Consider the following 18,007-nt stretch of genomic DNA (forward strand, 5'->3'; position numbering starts at 1 on the left):
CCTTGCACTTCTTGGGGGTTACAACCCCCAAGAAGTGCCAAATCCCCCGCTGAAGCGGGGGATTTGGCAAGACAAGGCAAGACAGACAGGAGGGGGGTCAGGCGGCGGGGGTGAGGGAGCGGCGGTGCTCCTGGGTCATCCGGGCCTGGAGGGCACGGCGGACCTTGGGGCCACCGGCGGTCACCTCGTAGAGGCGCTTGAGCTGTGAGGGCAGGTTGCGCGCGTTGGTGGTGTCGAGCCAGCCGTTGGGCAGCGACAGCCGGACCACCTTGTGCCACGCGGAGTACACCTGCTGCGGGAGCGGGCGCGCGCAGTAGTCGAGGTCGTAGCGCTCGAAGAGCTCTTGGACCCGCGGCGCGATCTCGCCGTAGCGGTTGGAGGGCAGGTCGGGGAAGAGGTGGTGCTCGATCTGGTGGGAGAGGTTCCCGGTCATGATGTGCATCAGCTTCGAGCCGGAGATGTTCGCCGAGCCGAGCATCTGCCGCAGATACCACTGCGGCTTGGTCTCGCCCTCGATGGAGCGCGTCTCGAAGGTCTGGACACCCTCGGGGAAGTGACCGCACATGATCACCGAGTGCGACCAGAGGTTGCGCACCGTGTTGGCGGTGAAGTTGGCCACGGCGGTGGACAGGAACGAGCCGGTCACCATCGAGAGCGCCGGGTGGACGACGTAGTCCTTGGTCACCTGGCGCCGGATCTTCGCGCGGACGGCCTTGAACTCGGCCTTGAACTTCGGGTCCTTCGTCTTGCCGCGCGCGACGGCTCCGCGGAGCTCGAGGTCGTACGCCGCGATGCCGTACTCGAAGAACAGCGCGTTGATGAAGTTCCACAACGGCTGGCCGAGGTGCATCGGGTGCCAGGGCTGGTCCTCGTCGACCCGCATGATGCCGTAGCCCAGGTCGTTGTCCTTGCCGACGACGTTGGTGAAGTTGTGGTGCAGCTCGTTGTGGGCGTGCTTCCACTGCTCGGCCGGTGTCGCGGAGTCCCACTCCCAGGTCGTGGAGTGGATCTTCGGGTCGCGCATCCAGTCCCACTGGCCGTGCAGGATGTTGTGCCCGATCTCCATGTTCTCCAAGATCTTGGCGATCGAGAGGCCGGCGGTACCGACCACCCAGGCGGGCGGGAACAGCGAGGCCAGCAGGACCACGCGACTCCCCAGCTCCAGGGACCGCTGGGTCTTGATCACCCGGCGGATGTAGCGGGCGTCGCGCTCGCCGCGGGTGTCGATGACCGAGGCCCGGATCGCGTCGAGCTCCTTGGCGATCAGCTCGATGTCCTCGGCGCTCAGGTGGGCAATCGGGTTGGTCTGGCCGATGGTCGCCTTCTTCTGGATGGTGGTCATCGTTCCTCCTCGTCGTCCCGTGCGTTGTGTGTGGCAGTGGTGTGGCTTCGATGGGTTGGTCAGTGGTCGATGTGGCACGGCCCGGCGGCCGCGTTGATGCAGGTCTGGATCGCGACGCCGCCCGCGGACGTCTCGCCCGGAACCGCGGTGGTGAGCTCACCGGTGCGAAGGTCGCGGACCGCGCCCTCTCGCAACGGGAGCACGCAGGTGTAGCAGATGCCCATCCGGCAGCCGCTCGGCATCAGGACCCCGGCGGCCTCGGCCTGCTCGAGGATCGGGCGCGCGCCGGCGCACTCGACGTCGACGCCGGCGCGGTCGAAGGTGACGGTGCCGCCCTCGCCCGCCACGACCGTGGCGACCCGGAACTGCTCGGTGAACAGCGGCAGCCCGCGCTCCTCGTGGTGGCCGGCGATCGCGTCGAGCAGCCCGCCGGGACCGCAGGCGAACGTCGTCCGCTCGTCGAGGTCGGGCACCAGGGCGTCGAGGTCGGCGAGGTCGAGGACGCCGTGCTCGTCGTCGTAGCGGGCGACCAGCCGGATCGCCCCGGCCGAGGCCAGCCGCCGCAGGTCGTCGGCGAAGATCGAGTGCGGCTCGGCCGGCGCGACGTGCAGCACGACGATGTCGTACGGCGCCGAGCGCGGCAGGTGCAGCACGCCGCTGTCGGTGGCGGGGTAGAGGTTGCGCAGCATCCCGATCACCGGGGTGATGCCCGAGCCGGCCGTGACGAACAGCAGCTTGCGGGGGCCCGCGACCGGGAGCACGAACTCGCCCGTGGCCTGCTCGAGGTGCAGCAGGGTGCCCGGCCGGGTGTGCCGCACCAGGAACGGGCTGACGTGGCCGTCCGGCACGGCCTTGACCGTGATCGAGATGCGCCCGTCGGCCCGGGGGCCGTGGGTCAGGGAGTAGGCACGCCAGCAGCGGACGCCGTCCACGTCCACGCCCACCCGGACGTACTGGCCGGGGACGTGGCCGGCCCAGTCGGCGCCCGGCCGGATCACCAGGGTCGCGGCGTCCGCGGTCTCCGGGTGTACCGACTCGACGCGGCCGCGAAGCTCGGCGCCGGCGCGCAGCGGCGCGAAGAGGTCGAGGAAGTCAGCGGGCACCAGCGGGGTCGTCGCCGCCTCGGCGAGCTTCAGAGCACGGCTGCGCCAGCGGACCGAGGGCGCAGCAGTGGTGCTCATGCGTCCAGCATGTCGGGAGTACCCGTCGCGTTCCTGACCGCCACACGTGAATCACCCGAGGGCTTTTGTTCGATGTGAACAAATATGTCACACTTTGGGACCATGAGCACTCCGGATGTGCGCCCCACCACACGGATCCGGCTAGATCCGCGGCTCCTCGACCTGCTCCGCCGCCGCCTTCCCGAGGTCGCGACGCACACGATCGCAGCGATCACCGACGAGGTCCCCTCCTACGCGGGCGCCTTCGGCGGACGGATGGGCGACAACGTCGAGAACGCCGTGCAGATGGCGCTCGCCGGCTTCCTGCGACTCGCGGCCCGGGGCAGGGTCGCGGACCAGGCCCAGCCGCTCTCACCGGCCCTGGAGGGCGCCTACGCGCTCGGTCGCGGTGAGGCGCGCAGCGGACGCAGCGCGGACGCCCTGCTCTCGGCGTACCGGGTGGGCGCTCGGGTGGCCTGGCGCGAGCTGGCCGAGACCGCGGTGGCGGCCGGGGTGCCCGCCGACGTGCTGGCCGACTTCGCCGAGCTGGTCTTCGCCTACATCGACGAGCTGTCCGCGGCGTCGGTGGCCGGGCACGCCGACGAGCTGGAGACCAGCGGGCGGGTGCGGCAGGGATACCTGGACCGGCTGGCCTTCGGGATCCTGCGCGGCGACCCGGCCGACGCCCTGGTCGCGGCGGCCGAGCGGGCCGACTGGCCGCCGCCCAAGACGCTGACCGCGGTGATCCTGCCCAGTGCCCAGGTCCGGCCGGTGCGCGGCCTGCTCGACGTGCGCACGCTCGCGTCGGTCGGAGAGCCCGCGAGCCTGCCCGACGGCCTCGGGATCCTGTTGGTCCCCGACGCCGGCGGCCGGGCGCGGGCGCGGCTGGTCCGCACCCTGCAAGGTCGCTCGGCCGTGGCCGGACCGGCGCGTCCCTGGCTCGCCGCCAGCGCGTCGTACGTCCGGGCGCTGCGCGGCCTGGACCTGCGCGCGGAGATCGGCGGCGACGCGACGTACGACACCGACGAGCACCTCGCCGAGCTCGTCCTCGCCGCCGACCGCGACGCCGTCGCCGACCTGCGCGAGCGGGTGCTCGCGCCGCTCGCCGACCTGCGCCCGGCGACCCAGCAGAAGCTGATGGAGACCCTGCGTGCGTGGCTGCTGCACCAAGGTCGGCGTGACGACATCGCCCTCGCGCTGTTCGTGCATCCCCAGACGGTGCGCTACCGCATGGGCCAGCTACGCGAGCTGTACGGCGACCGGCTCGACGACCCCGGCACCATCCGCGACCTGACGGTCGCCCTCGCCTGAGCGCGGCCTGAGCGCGGCCTGAGCGCCGGCCTGACCGCCGCGGCCGGGCACATCCGGTCGCGGCACCCCCGAGGCCTCAGAGCACGGAGTACGCCGTCTCGCCGGCCACCGTGGTGAGCGCGACCGGCATCGAGCGCAGCGCGGCGCCGGCCTCGGCGCTGTCGGCGTGAGAGGCGAGCGGGTCGGCGTCGAGGAGCACCAGGTCGGCCGGCATCCCGGCGTGCACGCTGCCCTGGCCGTCCACGCTGGCGGCCAGGGCCTCGCGGGCGGTCAACGCCTGCTCGGGGTGCCACGGCGGCCGCTCGTCGGCACTGCGGTGGACGGCCGCGGCCACGGCGAGCCACGGATCCAGCGGCGAGACCGGCGCGTCGGAGCCGAGCGCCAGCCGGACGCCGGCCTCGACCATCCAGCGGAACGCGAAGCAGCGCCCGGCACGTCCGGCCCAGATCTGCTCGGTGACGTCGCGGTCGTCGAGCAGGTGGGCCGGCTGCACGCTGCCGCGGAGCCCGAGCCGGGCCATCGTCCGCACGTCGCGGTGGGTGACCAGCTGGGCGTGCTCGATCGACCCCTGCGCCCCGGTGAGGTCGTACGCCGCGAGCACCTGGCGCAGGGCCAGGTCGCCGATGGCGTGCGTGGCGACCTCCAGCTGGTGGGCGTGCGCCCGGTCGAGCAGGCCAGCCAGCTCGGCGGCGGTCTGGTTGGGCGCGCCGGCGCCGGAGCCGTCGGAGTAGTCCTCGCAGCACCACGCCGTGCGGGTGTTGAGCGACCCGTCGCCGATGATCTTCAGCGGGCCCATCGTCACCAGGTCCGCCGAGCCCGGGAGGACGTCGCCGCCGCGTAGTCCTGCCTCGACGACGACGTCGAGCCCGTCGGCGTACGTCGCGACGCGGACCCGGAGCGGCGGGTCGCGGGGCGCCCAGTCGGCCGCGGTCTGGCCGCGCTCGAGATCGACGATCCCGGTGATGCCCAGCGCCGCGGCCCGGTCGAGGGTACGGCGATAGGCGGCCGGCGAGAGGTCGGGCGCGAGCACCGCGTCGATGCGCGTGTAGGCGTCGTACCACTCGTTCTCGGCGACCACCCCGGCTCGCGGGGGAAGGCCGAGCAGTGCCAGGGCACGGGAGTTCAGCCAGCCGTGGTGCGCGTCGCCGGCGATCAGCACGACGGGGATGTCGGGAGCCACGGCGTCGAGGGCGGCGACGGTCGGCTCGGAGCTCCAGGTGCCGAGGCGGTGGCCGTAGCCGACCAGCGGGCCCGGGTGGTCGGCGAGGTGGTCGCGCACCCGGGCGAGGACGTGCTCCGGTGACTCCGTGCCGGCGAGGTCGAGCCGCTCGCCGACCGCCGTCCACTGCGCGAGGTGGACGTGGCTGTCCCACAGCCCGGGGATCAGCCAGCGCCCCTCCGCGTCGTACTCCTCGATGCCCAGGGGGCGCTCCAGCTCATGCCCGATGGTGCGGACCACCCCCTGCTCGACGACGACGTCGGCAGGGCCCGCCCATCCTGGCCCCGGTCCCAGCTCGACGATCCGGGCGTTGCGGAGCAGGAAGTCGGCCACGGCCCACACCGTAGAAGGCACGCCGACTCGGCACCAAGGGACACCCCTGCCCGGGCCCGGGCACCTGGTCGCCTGCCCGTGTGTGTACCTCGTGCCGACCCGGCGTCTAGGGGAGGTGGCGGCGGGACTGGATGACGCGGAAGCGGGAGGCGACGTACGCGCCGTCGGTGTACGACGCGTTGGCGGCCGGGTTGGCGCCGGTGCCGTGGAAGTCGGAGTATGCCGCGGACTGGTTGACGAAGACGGCGCCCAGGAGGTTCTCGCTCAGGGCGACGCCGACGTCGAGCGCGGCCTCGCGCATCCGCTGCACGACCTCCTCGGAGGTGGAGTAGAGCGCCGCGGTCATCGCGCCGTGCTCCCGCACGGTCTCGCGGAACAGCCCGATCGACTCCTGGGTGCCGGCGGTCTCGACGAGGTAGGCGACCGGACCGAAGCACTCCTGCTCGTACACGTCGGAGTCGGCCGCGGTCAGCCCGACCAGGGTCGGCGTCCGCACCGTCGCGTCGGGGTACGCCGGGTGGGTCACCGCCCGCGACTCGACGTAGACGCGACCCCGCGCGCCAGCGGCGTCCAGCCGGGCGAGCACGCCGTCGTTCACCACCGCGCCGAGGAGCTCGACCGCCCGGGCATCCTCACCGAGGAGCCTGTCGAGGGCCGCCGCGATCCCGGCCGCGACCTCCGCCGGCGACTTGACCCCGTCGTCGGTGGCGACGCCCGCGGCCGGCAGGTAGACGTTCTGCGGGGCGGTGCACATCTGTCCGGTGTAGAGAGCGAAGGAGAACGCGAGGTTCGCACACATCGCGGCGAACGACGACGTCGAGTCGACCACGACGGTGTTGACGCCGGCCTTCTCGGTGAAGACGACCGCCTGGCGCGCGTTCTGCTCGAGCCAGTCGCCGAAGGCGTTGCCACCGGTGTAGTCGACGAGGCGCACCTCCAGACGTACGGCGAGCGCCGCGGCGAGCTTGTCGGCGGGCTCCTCGGCGGCCAGGGAGACCAGGGCCGGGTCGAAGCCCGCCTCGGCCAGCACCTCCTGGCACACGGCGACGGTGATCGCCAGCGGCAGCACCGCCGACGGGTGCGGCTTCACGACGACGGGGTTGCCGGTGACCAGCGACGCGAAGAGACCCGGCCAGGAGTTCCACGTGGGGAAGGTGTTGCACCCGATCACCAGGGCGACCCCGCGCGGCACGACGGTGAACGTCTTCTCCATCGCCAGCGGCACCCTGCCCGGCTTCTCCCACACGGCGGTGCGCGGCGTGCGCGTCATCTCCACCCAGGCGTAGGCGATCGCCTCCAGGGCCCGGTCGAGCGCATGCGCGCCCCCGGCCTGGAACGCCATCACGAACGCCTGGCCGCTGGTGTGCTGCACGGCGTTCGCGAGCTCGAAGACCCGCGTGTGCAGCCGCTCGAGGATCTCGATGCACACCCCAGCGCGCCCGTCCGGACCGGCGTCGCGCCAGGCGCGCATCCCCGACTGCGCCGCCGCGAGCAGGGCGTCGAGGTCGTGGGCGCGCGGGTAGGTGATCTCGAGGTCGAAGCCGTACGGCGACCGCTCGGTCGCCACCCTGCCGTCGCTGCCCGCCGTCGTGAGCGGGAACGACGTGCCGAGCCAGGCCTCGAACGCCGCCTTGCCCTCGGCGGCCGCGGACTCGCCGTACACCCGGGGGGAGGGCGACTCGTCGTAGGCCGAGTAGTGCTCCCGCGAGGCACAGGCCGCGACCGCGGCGTCGAGCTTCTCGCGGTGCTTGTCGAGCAGGGGGCCGGTCATGGGCCAACCCTGACGGGTGTGACACCCCGACGCAAACGGGGGTCAGAACCGTCACACGACCGTGATCGCGGGGATCTCGGGCGTTCGCCCCCCGCTCGGTAGGTTGGGGCGCATGAGCATGCGGGGTCTCGTGGTCGCGCTGCTGTGTGGGGTGCTCGGGATCGGCATCGGCGTCGTCGTCGCCCGCGCGGGGCAGGCCGGCGCCAGCGTCTCCGGCGACGCGCGCCCGGTCCGGGCGGTGTCCCCGAGCGTTCCCGTCGACGCGCCGCCGACCCAGAAGCCCCCGGCGCCCGACATCGACTACCCGTCGCTGAGCGCCGCGCTGCCCCTGCCGCCGCCCGACCACACGATCGGCAACGACCTCGCGACGTGGCACTACCGCATCCCGGCCGGCTGGCAGGCCTACGCCGTGTGCTCGCCGCCCAGCGAGTGCGCTCCGCCGCTGGTGGTGGACAGCCCGCTCACTCCGCAGCAGGCGAAGCGGCAGCCGGAGGTCCGCTACCGGCCGGTCGGGGAGCAGGTCATCGGTGGCTACAGCCTGCGCGTCAAGGAGCTCGACAACACCTTGGCCTTCAACACCGGCCAGATGGTCAGCACCAAGGTCGCGGCGTTCAAGCAGAGCTTCAAGAACTTCCAGGTCCTGCACCGGACCCCGTCCGCGGTGTACTTCACGTTCCGAGACGCCACCAACCACCTGCGCTACAACTACTTCCAGTGGTTCGCCGCCGCCCCGTCGACGACCGCCACCCTGGAGATGTCGGTCGCGGGCCGCGCCCAGGACGTCCCCGGCCTCAAGGCGCTGTTCCACCGCTTCGCGCTCATCGTCAGCGGCACGACCGACCCGTACCACCCCGGCCAGCAGGCCAAGCAGGGCGGCACCGCCGCCGGCGGCTGACGGTCAGCCGACGCCTCGGGTGTGGACCGAGAGCAGCACGCTCGCCGCGGTGCTGCGGTCGTGGGCGCGCACCTGCACCCACAGCAGGGTGTCGGCGCTGACCTGGACGACGTGCTCGACGATCACGCCGGGGCAGCCCGTGGAGACGACCGTGCGGGTCGGGTCGCCGTGGGTCGTGGTGTCCTCCGGCCGCCCCCGCTCGGTGCACGAGGGGTGCTGGGGCATGGTCTTGGGCAGGGTGTCCTCGGCCATCAGGCCGACGAAGACACCCTGGCCGCCGGGCGAGTCTCGCCAGTCCGCGGCGTCACCCACCGAGAGGCCCGACTGGTTGAAGGACGACCCGGGCGGCACCCAGCCGTTCTCGGAGACCGAGTGCGCCCACGACTGCGGGACGGTGACCTTGAGGACCCCGTCGGCGTCGGTGAACGTCTCGCTCTGGTGGGCGTGGCGCCAGCCCACGAAGCCGGCGGCACCCCCCGCGGCGAGCAGCACCAGGGCCAGGACGGCGGCCGGCCACCGACGTCGACGTGACCTCGGCGGGCCGGCCACCGGCAGCTCGTCGGGCGTCGGCACCAGCGACGGGCGGTTGCCCGGCTGGGTCAGCTCCGGGTCGATCGGCAGCCAGCGGGCGGGCAGCGTGCCCATCCCGTCGTCGCCGAGGGCGGCGACCAGGGCGGCGACGAACGCCTGCACGTCGGGGTAGCGCTGCTCGCGGTCGGCCGCGAGCCCGCGGCGTACGACGGTGTCCACCCGGGCGGAGAACCTGCGGTCGTCCGTCGACAGCGGCGGCGGAGGCGGGGGGTCGGCAGCCGCCGACAGCGTCCCGTGGGCGTACGCCGGTCGGCCGCTGAGCAGCAGGAAGGCCAGTGCCGCCAGGGAGAACTGGTCGGCGCGGGCGTCGAGGTGCTCGCCCTGGGCCTGCTCCGGCGCGACGTACGACGGGGTGCCGGCGATCATGGTCAGCCGCGACGAGACGTCGAGCGCCTTGCCGAGGCCGAGGTCGCCGACCATGGCCCGCACCATGGTGCCGTCGTGCTCGGGGTCGACGGTGCGGAACAGCACGTTGGCCGGCTTGACGTCGCGATGGAGCACGCCGCGCTGGTGCAGCGCGTGCAGGCCCTCCCCGATCTGCCGGATCACCTCGCAGGCCTGCGGCACCGTCAGCCCCTCGCCCTCCAGGCGGTCGGCCAGCGTGCCCTGGTCGGCGTAGGACATCACGAGGTAGGGGCGGTCGTCGTCCAGCGAGCCCGCGTCGTAGACGGTCACGACGTGCGGCGACTCCACCTTGCGCAGGAAGCGACCCTCCTCCAAGAAGCGCTGCCGGACGTGGGAGTCCTCGGTCCAGTTCTCCGCGAGGACCTTGATGGCAACCGGAGAGTCGAGCTGCTCGTCATAAGCGAGCCAGACAGTCGCGAAGCCGCCCGAGCCGATGCGCCGTCGCACGGCATATCGACCGAGTCGGGCAGGCATGGGCATGCTCGGCATTATGGTGCAGACCAAGGGGCGCCCTCGGGGCGCCACGGGAGGACGAGGACACGCATGACTCGAGAGGCACTCACCGCGGACGACGTGGACGAGCTCGCGCGGCGGGCCCAGGAGGGCGACCGAGACGCGATGGAGGAGCTGCTCACGGCCGTCCGCCCACGGTGTCTGAACGTCTGCCGGCAGGTCCTGCCGTTCACGCCCGACGCCGAGGACGCCTGCCAGGAGGCGTTGATCAACATCTCCAACAAGCTCGGCTCGTGGGGCCGGCAGGGCCGCTTCACCACCTGGATGCACGTCGTGGCCGTCAACAGCGCCCGCACGACGTACCGCCGGATGAAGAACCAGGCCATCTCCAGCGACATCCTGCCGCTGGAGAAGCCCGACCCGCGCACCACCAGCGTCATCGCCGGCACGCGGCTGGACCTGCTCGAGGCGATGGAGACCATCGAGCGCGAGCACCCGCAGTTCGTCGAGCCACTGATCCTGCGCGACGTCTACGGCATGTCCTACGACGACATCGCCCAGCAGATCGGCGTCCCCCTCGGCACGGTGAAGGCGCAGATCCACCACGGCCGCAAGCTCGCGCGGCCGCTGCTCCGTGGCAACGACTGAGATGGGCTCCCGGGCAGCCGTCGTCGCGGTCCTCGCGCTGCTCGCCGCCGTGGGCACGGGCTGCGGCTCCGGCTCGTCGGGCGCGGCGCCACCACCGCCCTCCGCGCCGGGCCCCACGACGAACGGCGGCACGGCCCACACCACGCTGCACGCCGCTCTGCACACCACGGCGTACGACGCGGCGACGAGCAGCCCGCGGACCGACTCGGTCTATCCCGGCGTCGGCAACGCCGGCGTCGACGCGCTGCACTACTCCCTCGACCTGACCTGGGACGACGGCCCGGACACGCTGACGGGGACCGAGTCGCTGCTGTTCCGCGCGGCCACGACCTCGAGCCACATCGATCTCGACCTGGCCCGCCAGCTCACCGTCGACCACGTCTGGCTGGACGGCAGGGCGGTGTCGTTCCAGCACCCCGGCAAGGAGCTCGTCGTCTCGCAGGCGGTCGACAAGAACAGCCGGCACCTCCTCCAGCTGACCTACGACGGCACGCCGGAGCCGGTGACCGCGCCCACCGACCGCTCCGACTTCACCACGACCGGGTGGACGATCGCCGACGACGGGACCGTGTGGACCATGCAGGAGCCGTACGGCGCCTACAGCTGGTACGCCGTCAACGACCAGCCCTCCGACAAGGCGTTCTACGACGTCACCATCCATGCCCCTTCCGGCGAGGTCGGCGTCTCCAACGGGACGCTCCGGTCACGCACCGCCGTCGCCGGGCACACCGTCACCAGCTGGCACCTGCCCGAGCCCGCCGCGTCGTACCTCATGACGATCGCGATCGGACGCTTCACCGAGACCCGCCTGACCGGACCTCACGGCCTGCCGATCTCGCTGTGGACCCCCACCGGGCACCCCTCGATGGTGCGCCGCCTGCGCTACGCGCCCAAGGCCGTGGCCTACCTCGAGCGGCTCGTCGGCCGCTACCCGTTCCCGAGCCTCGGCCTGCTCGTCGTCCCCTCCGACAGCGCCATGGAGACCCAGTCGATGGTCACCCTCGGCGACGACAGGTACACCTTGTCGCGCGACACGATCGTGCACGAGATCGCGCACCAGTGGTACGGCGACACCGTCACCCCCGACGACTGGAGCGACCTGTGGATGAACGAGGGAATGGCGACCTACCTCGCCGAGGCGACCTGGACCGGCGACCACGGGCCGCACAGCCGCGCAGAGATCCTGCGCCAGTGGACGAGGTTCGCCACCCAGCTGCGGGCGAAGTACGGCCCGCCCGCCCACTACGCGCCCGGCTCCTTCGCCGAGGGCGACGCCTACTACATCCCGGCCCTGATGTGGGACACGCTGCGCCAGCGCCTCGGTGACCGGGAGTTCTGGTCGCTGGCCCGGCGCTGGCTCGACACCCATCGCTTCACCAGCCAGGACCGCACGAGCCTGGCGGCGTGGTGGAGCAAGGCCTCGGGGCAGGACCTCACCCCCGTCTTCCACGCCTGGCTGCTCGGAGCACACGAACCCGTCTGGAAGGACGCCTCATGACCCTACGGATCGCCCTGCCGAGCGCGCTGGTCGCGGCTCTCGTCGCGACGTCGCTCGCGGGAGTGCCCGTCGCCTCCGCGCACCAGGTCCCCGCGAGGTCCGACCAGTGGTCCGCGGCTGTCAGCACGCTGCACCGCGACACGATGTACCCCCAGCACGGCAGCGTCGTCGTCGACGCGCTCCACTACGCACTGCACCTGAGCTGGGACCCCGACACCACCACCCTGGTCGGTCACGAGACGGTGACGTTCCGCGCCGCCCGCACGGCGTCGTCGTTCACCCTCGAGCTGCTGCACTCCTTGGCGGTCTCCTCGGCCACCCTCGACGGCGACCCGGTCATGCCGTCCCACCACGGCGACCGGATCCACGTCGACAGCCCGCTGACCAAGGGCTCGCGCCACGTGCTCACGCTGCGCTACGCCGGCATCCCGCACCCGGTACCCGCACCGACGCAGCGGACCGACTTCTCGACCCTCGGCCTCACCCCGATGCCCGACGGCAGCGTCTGGACGATGCAGGAGCCCTTCGGCGCCTACACGTGGTACGCCGTCAACGACACCCCCGCGGACAAGGCCTTCTACGACTTCACGATCACCGCGCCCCGGGGCATGGTCGGCATCGCCAACGGGAGGCTGCGCTCGCGCAAGACCCTCGGCGACTCCACCGTGACCCGGTGGCACCTGAACGCGCCGTGCTCGTCGTACCTCACGACGCTGGCCATCGGCGACTACGTGCACCACTCGGTGCACGCGGTGAAGGGCCTGTCGGTCGACCTCTGGACCCACCCCGGCCATCCCCACGAGCTGGGCGTCCTGCGGTACGCCGGGCCGGCGGTCAGGTTCTTGGAGAAGCAGGTCGGTCCCTATCCGTTCTCCACGCTGGGCATCGTCGCGGTGCCGAGCTACTCCGCGATGGAGACCGAGACCATGGTCACGATGGGGACCAAGGGCAGCGTCCTCGACCACGACAATGTCGTGCACGAGATCGCCCACCAGTGGTATGGCGACACCGTGACGCCGCGCGACTGGAGCGATCTCTGGATGAACGAGGGGATGGCGTTCTACCTCGCCGAGGGTCGATGGACGGCCCGCAGCAGCGGCATCTCGCTCGACAAGGACCTCTCCGGGTGGGCGCGGTTCGCCGCGCTCTACCGAGCCTCGAGCGGGCCGCCCGCGGCGTACGACCCGACGGACTTCGGGGAGATCAACGTCTACGTGATCCCCGCGCTGATGTGGGACACCCTCAGCAAGAAGATCGGGAAGAGCCGCTTCGACACCCTGGTCCACCAATGGCCGGCGAGCCACCGGCACACCAGCTCCTCACGCGCCCAGGTGGTGCGCTGGTGGAGCCGGAAGACGCACCGCGACCTGGGCTCCTTCTTCCACCGGTGGCTGCTCGGCAAGAAGGAGCCGGCCTGGCACGCACACTGAGACGGGTGGGTCAGTAGAGCAGGGCGGTCCCGGGGTCCTCGAGCACGCCGGCGACGTCGGCCAGGAAGCGCGAGCCCTTCTCGCCGTCGATGTGCCGGTGGTCGAAGCTCAGCGCGAGCGTCGTCACCTGACGTACGGCGATCTCGTCGCCGTCTGCCCCGGAGACCACCCACGGCTGCTTGCGGACCGCACCGAAGGCCAGGATCGCCGACTCACCCGGGTTGATGATCGGCGTGCCGCTGTCGATGCCGAAGACGCCCACGTTGGTGATCGTGAAGGTGCCACCGCTCATCTCGCCGGGCTGGGTCCTCCCGGCCCGAGCGGTGTCGACCAGCTCGCCCAGCGCGCCCGCGAGCTCGACGAGCGAGAGCCGCTCCGCGTCGGCGACGTTGGGGACGACGAGCCCGCGCGGCGTAGCGGCGGCGATCCCGAGGTTGACGTAGTGCTTGACGACGACCTCCTGCGCGGCGTCGTCCCACCAGGAGTTGATCTCGGGGGTACGCCGCATCGCGAGGATCACGGCGCGGGCCAGCACGAGCAGCGGCGAGACCCTGACGTCGCGCAGCTCCCGGCGGCCGCGCAGCCGCTCGACGAGCTCCATCGTCCGGGTCACGTCGACGGTCACCCACTCGGTGACGTGCGGCGCCGAGAACGCCGACTGCACCATCGCCTGCCCCATCATCTTCCGCACGCCCCTGATCGGCTCGCGCGTCTCGCGCGCGCCGCCCGGGACGTGGTCGGTTCCGAGTCCTGGCGGGCTCGTCTCGGATGACGTCGCGCCGGCTCCGGCGGCGTGCACGTCGTCGCGGGTGACGGCGCCGTCAGGGCCAGTCCCGGAGATGCGGGCCAGGTCGACCCCGAGCCCCTTGGCCAGCTTGCGCACGGGCGGCTTGGCCAGCACGCGCACGTTCCCGGTGTCTCCACCTGCCAGGGCCGACGTCGCCGGAACGGCGGGGCCGTCGGACTCGTCCTGCTCGTCGAGGTCGATCGGCGCAGCCGCCCCGGTCGGCTCGAAGGCCGCCTGGGTCTGGATCGCCGCGGCGGGCTTGCGGGCACGGCGCGTGGCGCCGCGGTCGGCCTTCATCCGCCCCACCAGCGACTCGCCCTCTGCGGAGCCCGACGCCGCCGGGTTGGAGAGGTCGATCTCAGGGGACGGGGTCGGCACCGACGAGGCACCGCCGGCCGCCCCTGCCCGCTCGGCCATCCCGAGGTAGGGGTCGGACTCGGTCTGCGCGGCCGGCGCGCCCTGCGGCGCGTCGGAGAGCGGGCCGTCGAGGGCGTCGCCGATCGCGATGATCGGCGTCCCCACCGGCACGGTCTCGCCCTCCGGCACCATCAGCCGCTGCACCGTGCCGGCGTACGGCGAGGGCAGCTCCACCAGGGACTTCGCGGTCTCGATCTCGACCAGGACCTGGTTGATGACGACGACGTCGCCCTCCTTGACCTTCCAGGTCACGATCTCGGCCTCGGTGAGACCCTCGCCCACGTCGGGCAGCTTGAACTCGGCCATGGGTGTGGTGCCCCCTCTGCTCGTACGGTTCAGAAGTCCAGCGTGCGGTCGACCGCGTCGAGCACCCGGTCGAGGTCGGGGAGGTAGTCCTCCTCGATCCGCGAGGGCGGGTACGGCGTGTCGAAGCCGCCGACCCGCAGCACCGGCGCCTCCAGGGAGTAGAAGCACTCCTCGGTGATGCGTGCGGCGAGCTCAGCGCCCAGGCCGAGGTTGACGTGGGCCTCGTGGGTCACCACGACACGACCCGTCTTGCGCACCGAGTCGTAGACCTTCCCCAGGTCGAGCGGTGAGAGCGTGCGCAGGTCGACGACCTCCAGCGACCGGCCCTCGTTGCTCGCGGCCTCGGCGGCCTTCAGCGCGGTCTTCACCGTCGGGCCGTAGGACAGCACGGTCACGTCGCTGCCCTGCCGCACGACCCGGCTGGTGAACAGCGGGTCGGGCGTCGCGCTCTCGTCGAGGTCGGCCTTGTCGGCGTGGTACTGCCGCTTCGGCTCGAAGAAGATCACCGGGTCGGGCGCGGCGATCGCCTGCTGGATCATCCAGTAGCCGTCGACCGGGTTGGAGCAGGCGACCACCTTGAGTCCGGGGGTGTGGGCGAACTGCGCCTCGGGCGACTCGCTGTGGTGCTCGACCGCGCCGATCCCCCCGCCGAACGGGATCCGGATGACCATCGGCAACGGCGTGCGCCCCTGCGAGCGGTAGCACATCTTGGCGACCTGGCACACGATCTGGTCGTAGGCGGGGTAGACGAAGCCGTCGAACTGGATCTCGACGACGGGCCGGTAGCCGCGCAGCGCCATGCCGATCGCCGTACCGACGATGCCGGACTCGGCCAGCGGGCTGTCGATGACGCGGTCCTCGCCGAAGTCCTTCTGGAGGCCGTCGGTGATCCGGAAGACCCCGCCGAGCGTCCCGATGTCCTCGCCCATGAGCAGGACCTTCGAGTCGTCCTCCATCGCCTTGCGCAGGCCCATGTTGAGCGCCTTGGCGAGGGTGACCTTCTGGTTGGGCCGGCTGTCCGTGGTCATCAGTGGGCCCCCTCGAAGCTCTCGAGGTACGCCGCGTAGCCATCCCGCTGGGCGGCCAGCTCGTCGGTCTCCTCGGCGAAGACGTGGTCGAACATGCTCAACGGCTGGGGGTCAGGGAGCGCCTTGCAACCTTCGCGGAGCCGGTGGCCGAGGTCGTCGGCCTCGGCGGAGACGTCGTCGAAGAAGCTCTGCTCGGCCAGGCCGTTGCGCTTGAGGTAGACCTCGACCCGCGCGATCGGGTCCTTGAGCTTCCAGCGCTCGACATCGTCGGAGAGCCGGTAGCGGGTGGGGTCGTCGGTCGTCGTGTGGGCGCCCATCCGGTAGGTGTAGGCCTCCACGAACGTCGGACCCTGGCCGTCGCGGGCCCGCTGGAGCGCCGCCCTGGTCACGGCGTACGTCGCGAGCACGTCGTTGCCGTCGACGCGCACCCCGGGGAAGCCGAAGCCGAGAGCCCTTTGGTAGAGCGGGATCCGGGTCTGGCGCTCGATCGGCTCCGAGATGGCCCACTGGTTGTTCTGGCAGAAGAACACGACCGGGGCGTTGTAGCTGGCGGCGAAGATGAACGACTCGTTCACGTCGCCCTGGGACGACGCGCCGTCACCGAAGTGGGCGATCACCGCGGAGTCGCGGTCGGGGTCACCGGTGCCGACGACACCGTCGCGCTGCATGCCCATGGCGTAGCCGGTGGCGTGCAGCGTCTGCGCGCCGATCACGATCGTGTAGAGGCCGAAGTTGTTCTCGCGAGGGTCCCAGCCACCTTGGTCGACGCCGCGGAACAGGCCGAGCAGCTTCAACGGGTCGACGCCCTTGCACCAGGCGACGCCGTGCTCGCGGTAGGTCGGGAAGACGTAGTCCTGCGGCCGCAGGGCTCGACCGGCGCCGACCTGGGCCGCCTCCTGCCCCAGCAGCTGGGCCCAGATCCCGAGCTCGCCGTGCCGCTGGAGCGCGGTCGCCTCGACGTCGATGCGGCGGGTGAGGGTCATGTCGCGGAAGAAGCCGCGCACGGTCTCGGCCAGCTCGGCGTCGGCCAGGTCGTCGCCGAAGGAGAACTCCGGATGCTCGACGCGCTCGCCCTCCGGGGTGAGCAGCTGAACGAGGCCGAGGGCCCCTGTCTCTGCGCTGGTCTGGCGGGCCGGCCCGAACACCTCCGCGAGGTCGGGCCCGAAGCCGGGTTGGGTCACGGTTGCTCCTTGTGCTCAAGGCTCGCGGGGTCGCCGCCTGCCTGCTCCGGACGGCGTACGGCGCGGGGTGGTGCGCCATGACGCCGCTGTGACTGGGACCACAATGATGTCCCCCAACGTACCGGGACGCACCGAGACCCCGCGAATCACCCAGCCCCCGCCGCCCACGCCGACTCGGCGCATATGTGCACTCCAAACGCCTCGAGTCGGCACATGTGTACGCCGAAATCGCGCCGAGTCGTCACGTGCCGACTCGGCGTCAGGTGGTGACCAGGCGGCGCAGGAGGTCGAGCAGGCGCCGGGACTGCGCCGGCGTGAGCGGCGACAGGGAGTCGGCCACGACGGCGTCGGCGAGAGGGAGAGCCTCGGCAAGCCGCTCCCGCGCGCCGGGCCGGAGGTGCAGCACCTGCGCGCGTCGATCGGCCGGAAGCCGGCGTCGCTCGACCAGGCCACGCTCCTCCAGCTCGTCGACGAGCTGGACCATGTGCGCCCCGCTGAGCGCGAAGATCCTGGCCAGCTCGGACTGGGACACGGGGCCCGTCGCCCGCAGGGCGGTGAGTACGCCGACGTGGGGCGGCTCGATCCCGATCGGGGCGAGGGCCTTGCTGAACTCCGTGCGCATCGGCATGTGCAGGCGAGTCACCAGGAAGCCGATGCTGTGCCGGAGGGCGTCGGGAGTGTCCGGGGCCAGGTCGGGCTCGACGACCTTGCCCAGCAGAGCACGCAGGTCGTCCTGCTGGCGTGCGGTGAGCCCCGCGATCACCGCGTCCTCGAGCTGGTCGACGTGGCGGCGCCAGGTGCGCGCCGCGGCCGCCCCCTCAGGCGTGCGGGTGAGCAGGTAGGAGCGTCGGTCCTCGGGGTTGCGCACCCGGCCGACCAGGCCCCGGGCGGCGAGGTCGGCCGCCACCCGCATGACGGTGGTGCGGCTCACGCAGATCGACCGGGCCAGACCCTGCTGCGATCGGGGGACACCGTCGCCGAGGGCGACCAGCGCGGCGTACCCGTGCACGTCGATGCTCTCCGGCAGCACCGACTCGATGGCCGCGGCGACCTTGGCGTGGGCACGCCATACGACGTGCCCGGCCAGATCGGCGAGCGCGGGATGCAGCACCTGCGGCGCACCGGGCAGCTGCTGACCCAACTCCCTCACCTCCCTGATCGTTAGCCGCTTGACGATCGTCTCGTCTCGAGTATCGTACCGAGGGTAATCGTTAACTGTGTGACGATATCCG

General features: G+C 71.9%; 14 protein-coding genes. 5 read left to right on the plus strand and 9 right to left on the minus strand.

Features of this window, described 5'->3' with window-relative positions; all coding sequences use genetic code 11:
• Positions 1-97 precede the first annotated feature (97 nt).
• Together VHW64_RS05670 and VHW64_RS05675 are read right to left on the minus strand one after the other, a co-directional pair.
• Positions 98-1,342 (minus strand): acyl-CoA desaturase, encoded by a 1,245-nt coding sequence (locus tag VHW64_RS05670; protein ID WP_329649543.1) that lies wholly within the window; start codon positions 1,340-1,342, stop codon positions 98-100.
• 59 nt (positions 1,343-1,401) lie between these two features.
• Positions 1,402-2,523, minus strand: coding sequence for a ferredoxin reductase (locus VHW64_RS05675; RefSeq protein WP_329649544.1), 1,122 nt, complete (start codon positions 2,521-2,523; stop codon positions 1,402-1,404).
• Positions 2,524-2,625: 102 nt separating this feature from the next.
• On the opposite strand from VHW64_RS05675, the gene VHW64_RS05680 reads away from it, so the two are divergent.
• On the plus strand, positions 2,626-3,813 hold the full coding sequence (locus VHW64_RS05680) for a helix-turn-helix domain-containing protein (protein ID WP_329649545.1): 1,188 nt from the start codon (positions 2,626-2,628) through the stop codon (positions 3,811-3,813).
• Positions 3,814-3,889: 76 nt separating this feature from the next.
• Here VHW64_RS05680 and VHW64_RS05685 read toward each other — a convergent pair whose 3' ends face one another.
• Both VHW64_RS05685 and paaN read right to left on the minus strand, forming a co-directional pair.
• Positions 3,890-5,365 (minus strand): amidohydrolase, encoded by a 1,476-nt coding sequence (locus VHW64_RS05685; protein ID WP_329649546.1) that lies wholly within the window; start codon positions 5,363-5,365, stop codon positions 3,890-3,892.
• Between the two features lie 106 nt (positions 5,366-5,471).
• Positions 5,472-7,136, minus strand: coding sequence for a phenylacetic acid degradation protein PaaN (paaN, locus tag VHW64_RS05690; RefSeq protein WP_329649547.1), 1,665 nt, complete (start codon positions 7,134-7,136; stop codon positions 5,472-5,474).
• Positions 7,137-7,248: 112 nt separating this feature from the next.
• Between paaN and VHW64_RS05695 the strand changes: the two genes are divergently transcribed.
• Positions 7,249-8,031, plus strand: coding sequence for a hypothetical protein (locus VHW64_RS05695; protein ID WP_329649548.1), 783 nt, complete (start codon positions 7,249-7,251; stop codon positions 8,029-8,031).
• Between the two features lie 3 nt (positions 8,032-8,034).
• Here VHW64_RS05695 and VHW64_RS05700 read toward each other — a convergent pair whose 3' ends face one another.
• Positions 8,035-9,507 carry a serine/threonine-protein kinase gene (locus VHW64_RS05700; protein ID WP_329649549.1) on the minus strand — a complete coding sequence of 491 codons (1,473 nt, stop codon included), beginning with the start codon at positions 9,505-9,507 and terminating at the stop codon, positions 8,035-8,037.
• A 63-nt stretch (positions 9,508-9,570) separates the two neighbouring features.
• On the opposite strand from VHW64_RS05700, the gene VHW64_RS05705 reads away from it, so the two are divergent.
• From VHW64_RS05705 to VHW64_RS05715, 3 genes are read left to right on the plus strand one after another with little or no spacing between them, the layout of a single operon-like run.
• Entirely contained in the window at positions 9,571-10,128 is a 558-nt protein-coding gene (locus VHW64_RS05705) for an RNA polymerase sigma factor (protein ID WP_329649550.1), read from the plus strand.
• Positions 10,115-11,626: a M1 family metallopeptidase gene (locus VHW64_RS05710; protein ID WP_329649551.1), complete on the plus strand. Its 1,512-nt coding sequence runs from the start codon at positions 10,115-10,117 to the stop codon at positions 11,624-11,626. The genes VHW64_RS05705 and VHW64_RS05710 overlap by 14 nt, the downstream gene beginning before the upstream one ends.
• Positions 11,623-13,056 (plus strand): M1 family metallopeptidase, encoded by a 1,434-nt coding sequence (locus VHW64_RS05715; protein WP_329649552.1) that lies wholly within the window; start codon positions 11,623-11,625, stop codon positions 13,054-13,056. The genes VHW64_RS05710 and VHW64_RS05715 overlap by 4 nt, the downstream gene beginning before the upstream one ends.
• 10 nt (positions 13,057-13,066) lie before the next feature.
• Here VHW64_RS05715 and VHW64_RS05720 read toward each other — a convergent pair whose 3' ends face one another.
• The 4 genes from VHW64_RS05720 to VHW64_RS05735 all read right to left on the minus strand — a co-directional run bounded on the left by VHW64_RS05720 (position 13,067) and on the right by VHW64_RS05735 (position 17,925).
• Positions 13,067-14,566 (minus strand): dihydrolipoamide acetyltransferase family protein, encoded by a 1,500-nt coding sequence (locus VHW64_RS05720; RefSeq protein WP_329649553.1) that lies wholly within the window; start codon positions 14,564-14,566, stop codon positions 13,067-13,069.
• A gap of 29 nt (positions 14,567-14,595) precedes the next feature.
• Entirely contained in the window at positions 14,596-15,594 is a 999-nt protein-coding gene (locus VHW64_RS05725) for an alpha-ketoacid dehydrogenase subunit beta (RefSeq protein WP_329649554.1), read from the minus strand.
• Positions 15,594-16,775 (minus strand): pyruvate dehydrogenase (acetyl-transferring) E1 component subunit alpha, encoded by a 1,182-nt coding sequence (gene pdhA / locus VHW64_RS05730; RefSeq protein ID WP_414690453.1) that lies wholly within the window; start codon positions 16,773-16,775, stop codon positions 15,594-15,596. The genes VHW64_RS05725 and pdhA overlap by 1 nt, the downstream gene beginning before the upstream one ends.
• 259 nt (positions 16,776-17,034) lie before the next feature.
• Positions 17,035-17,925 carry a MarR family winged helix-turn-helix transcriptional regulator gene (locus VHW64_RS05735; protein WP_329649555.1) on the minus strand — a complete coding sequence of 297 codons (891 nt, stop codon included), beginning with the start codon at positions 17,923-17,925 and terminating at the stop codon, positions 17,035-17,037.
• Positions 17,926-18,007 lie beyond the last annotated feature (82 nt).

Origin of the sequence: Nocardioides sp. (assembly GCF_036267815.1) — a bacterium.
Taxonomy (GTDB): domain Bacteria; phylum Actinomycetota; class Actinomycetes; order Propionibacteriales; family Nocardioidaceae; genus Nocardioides.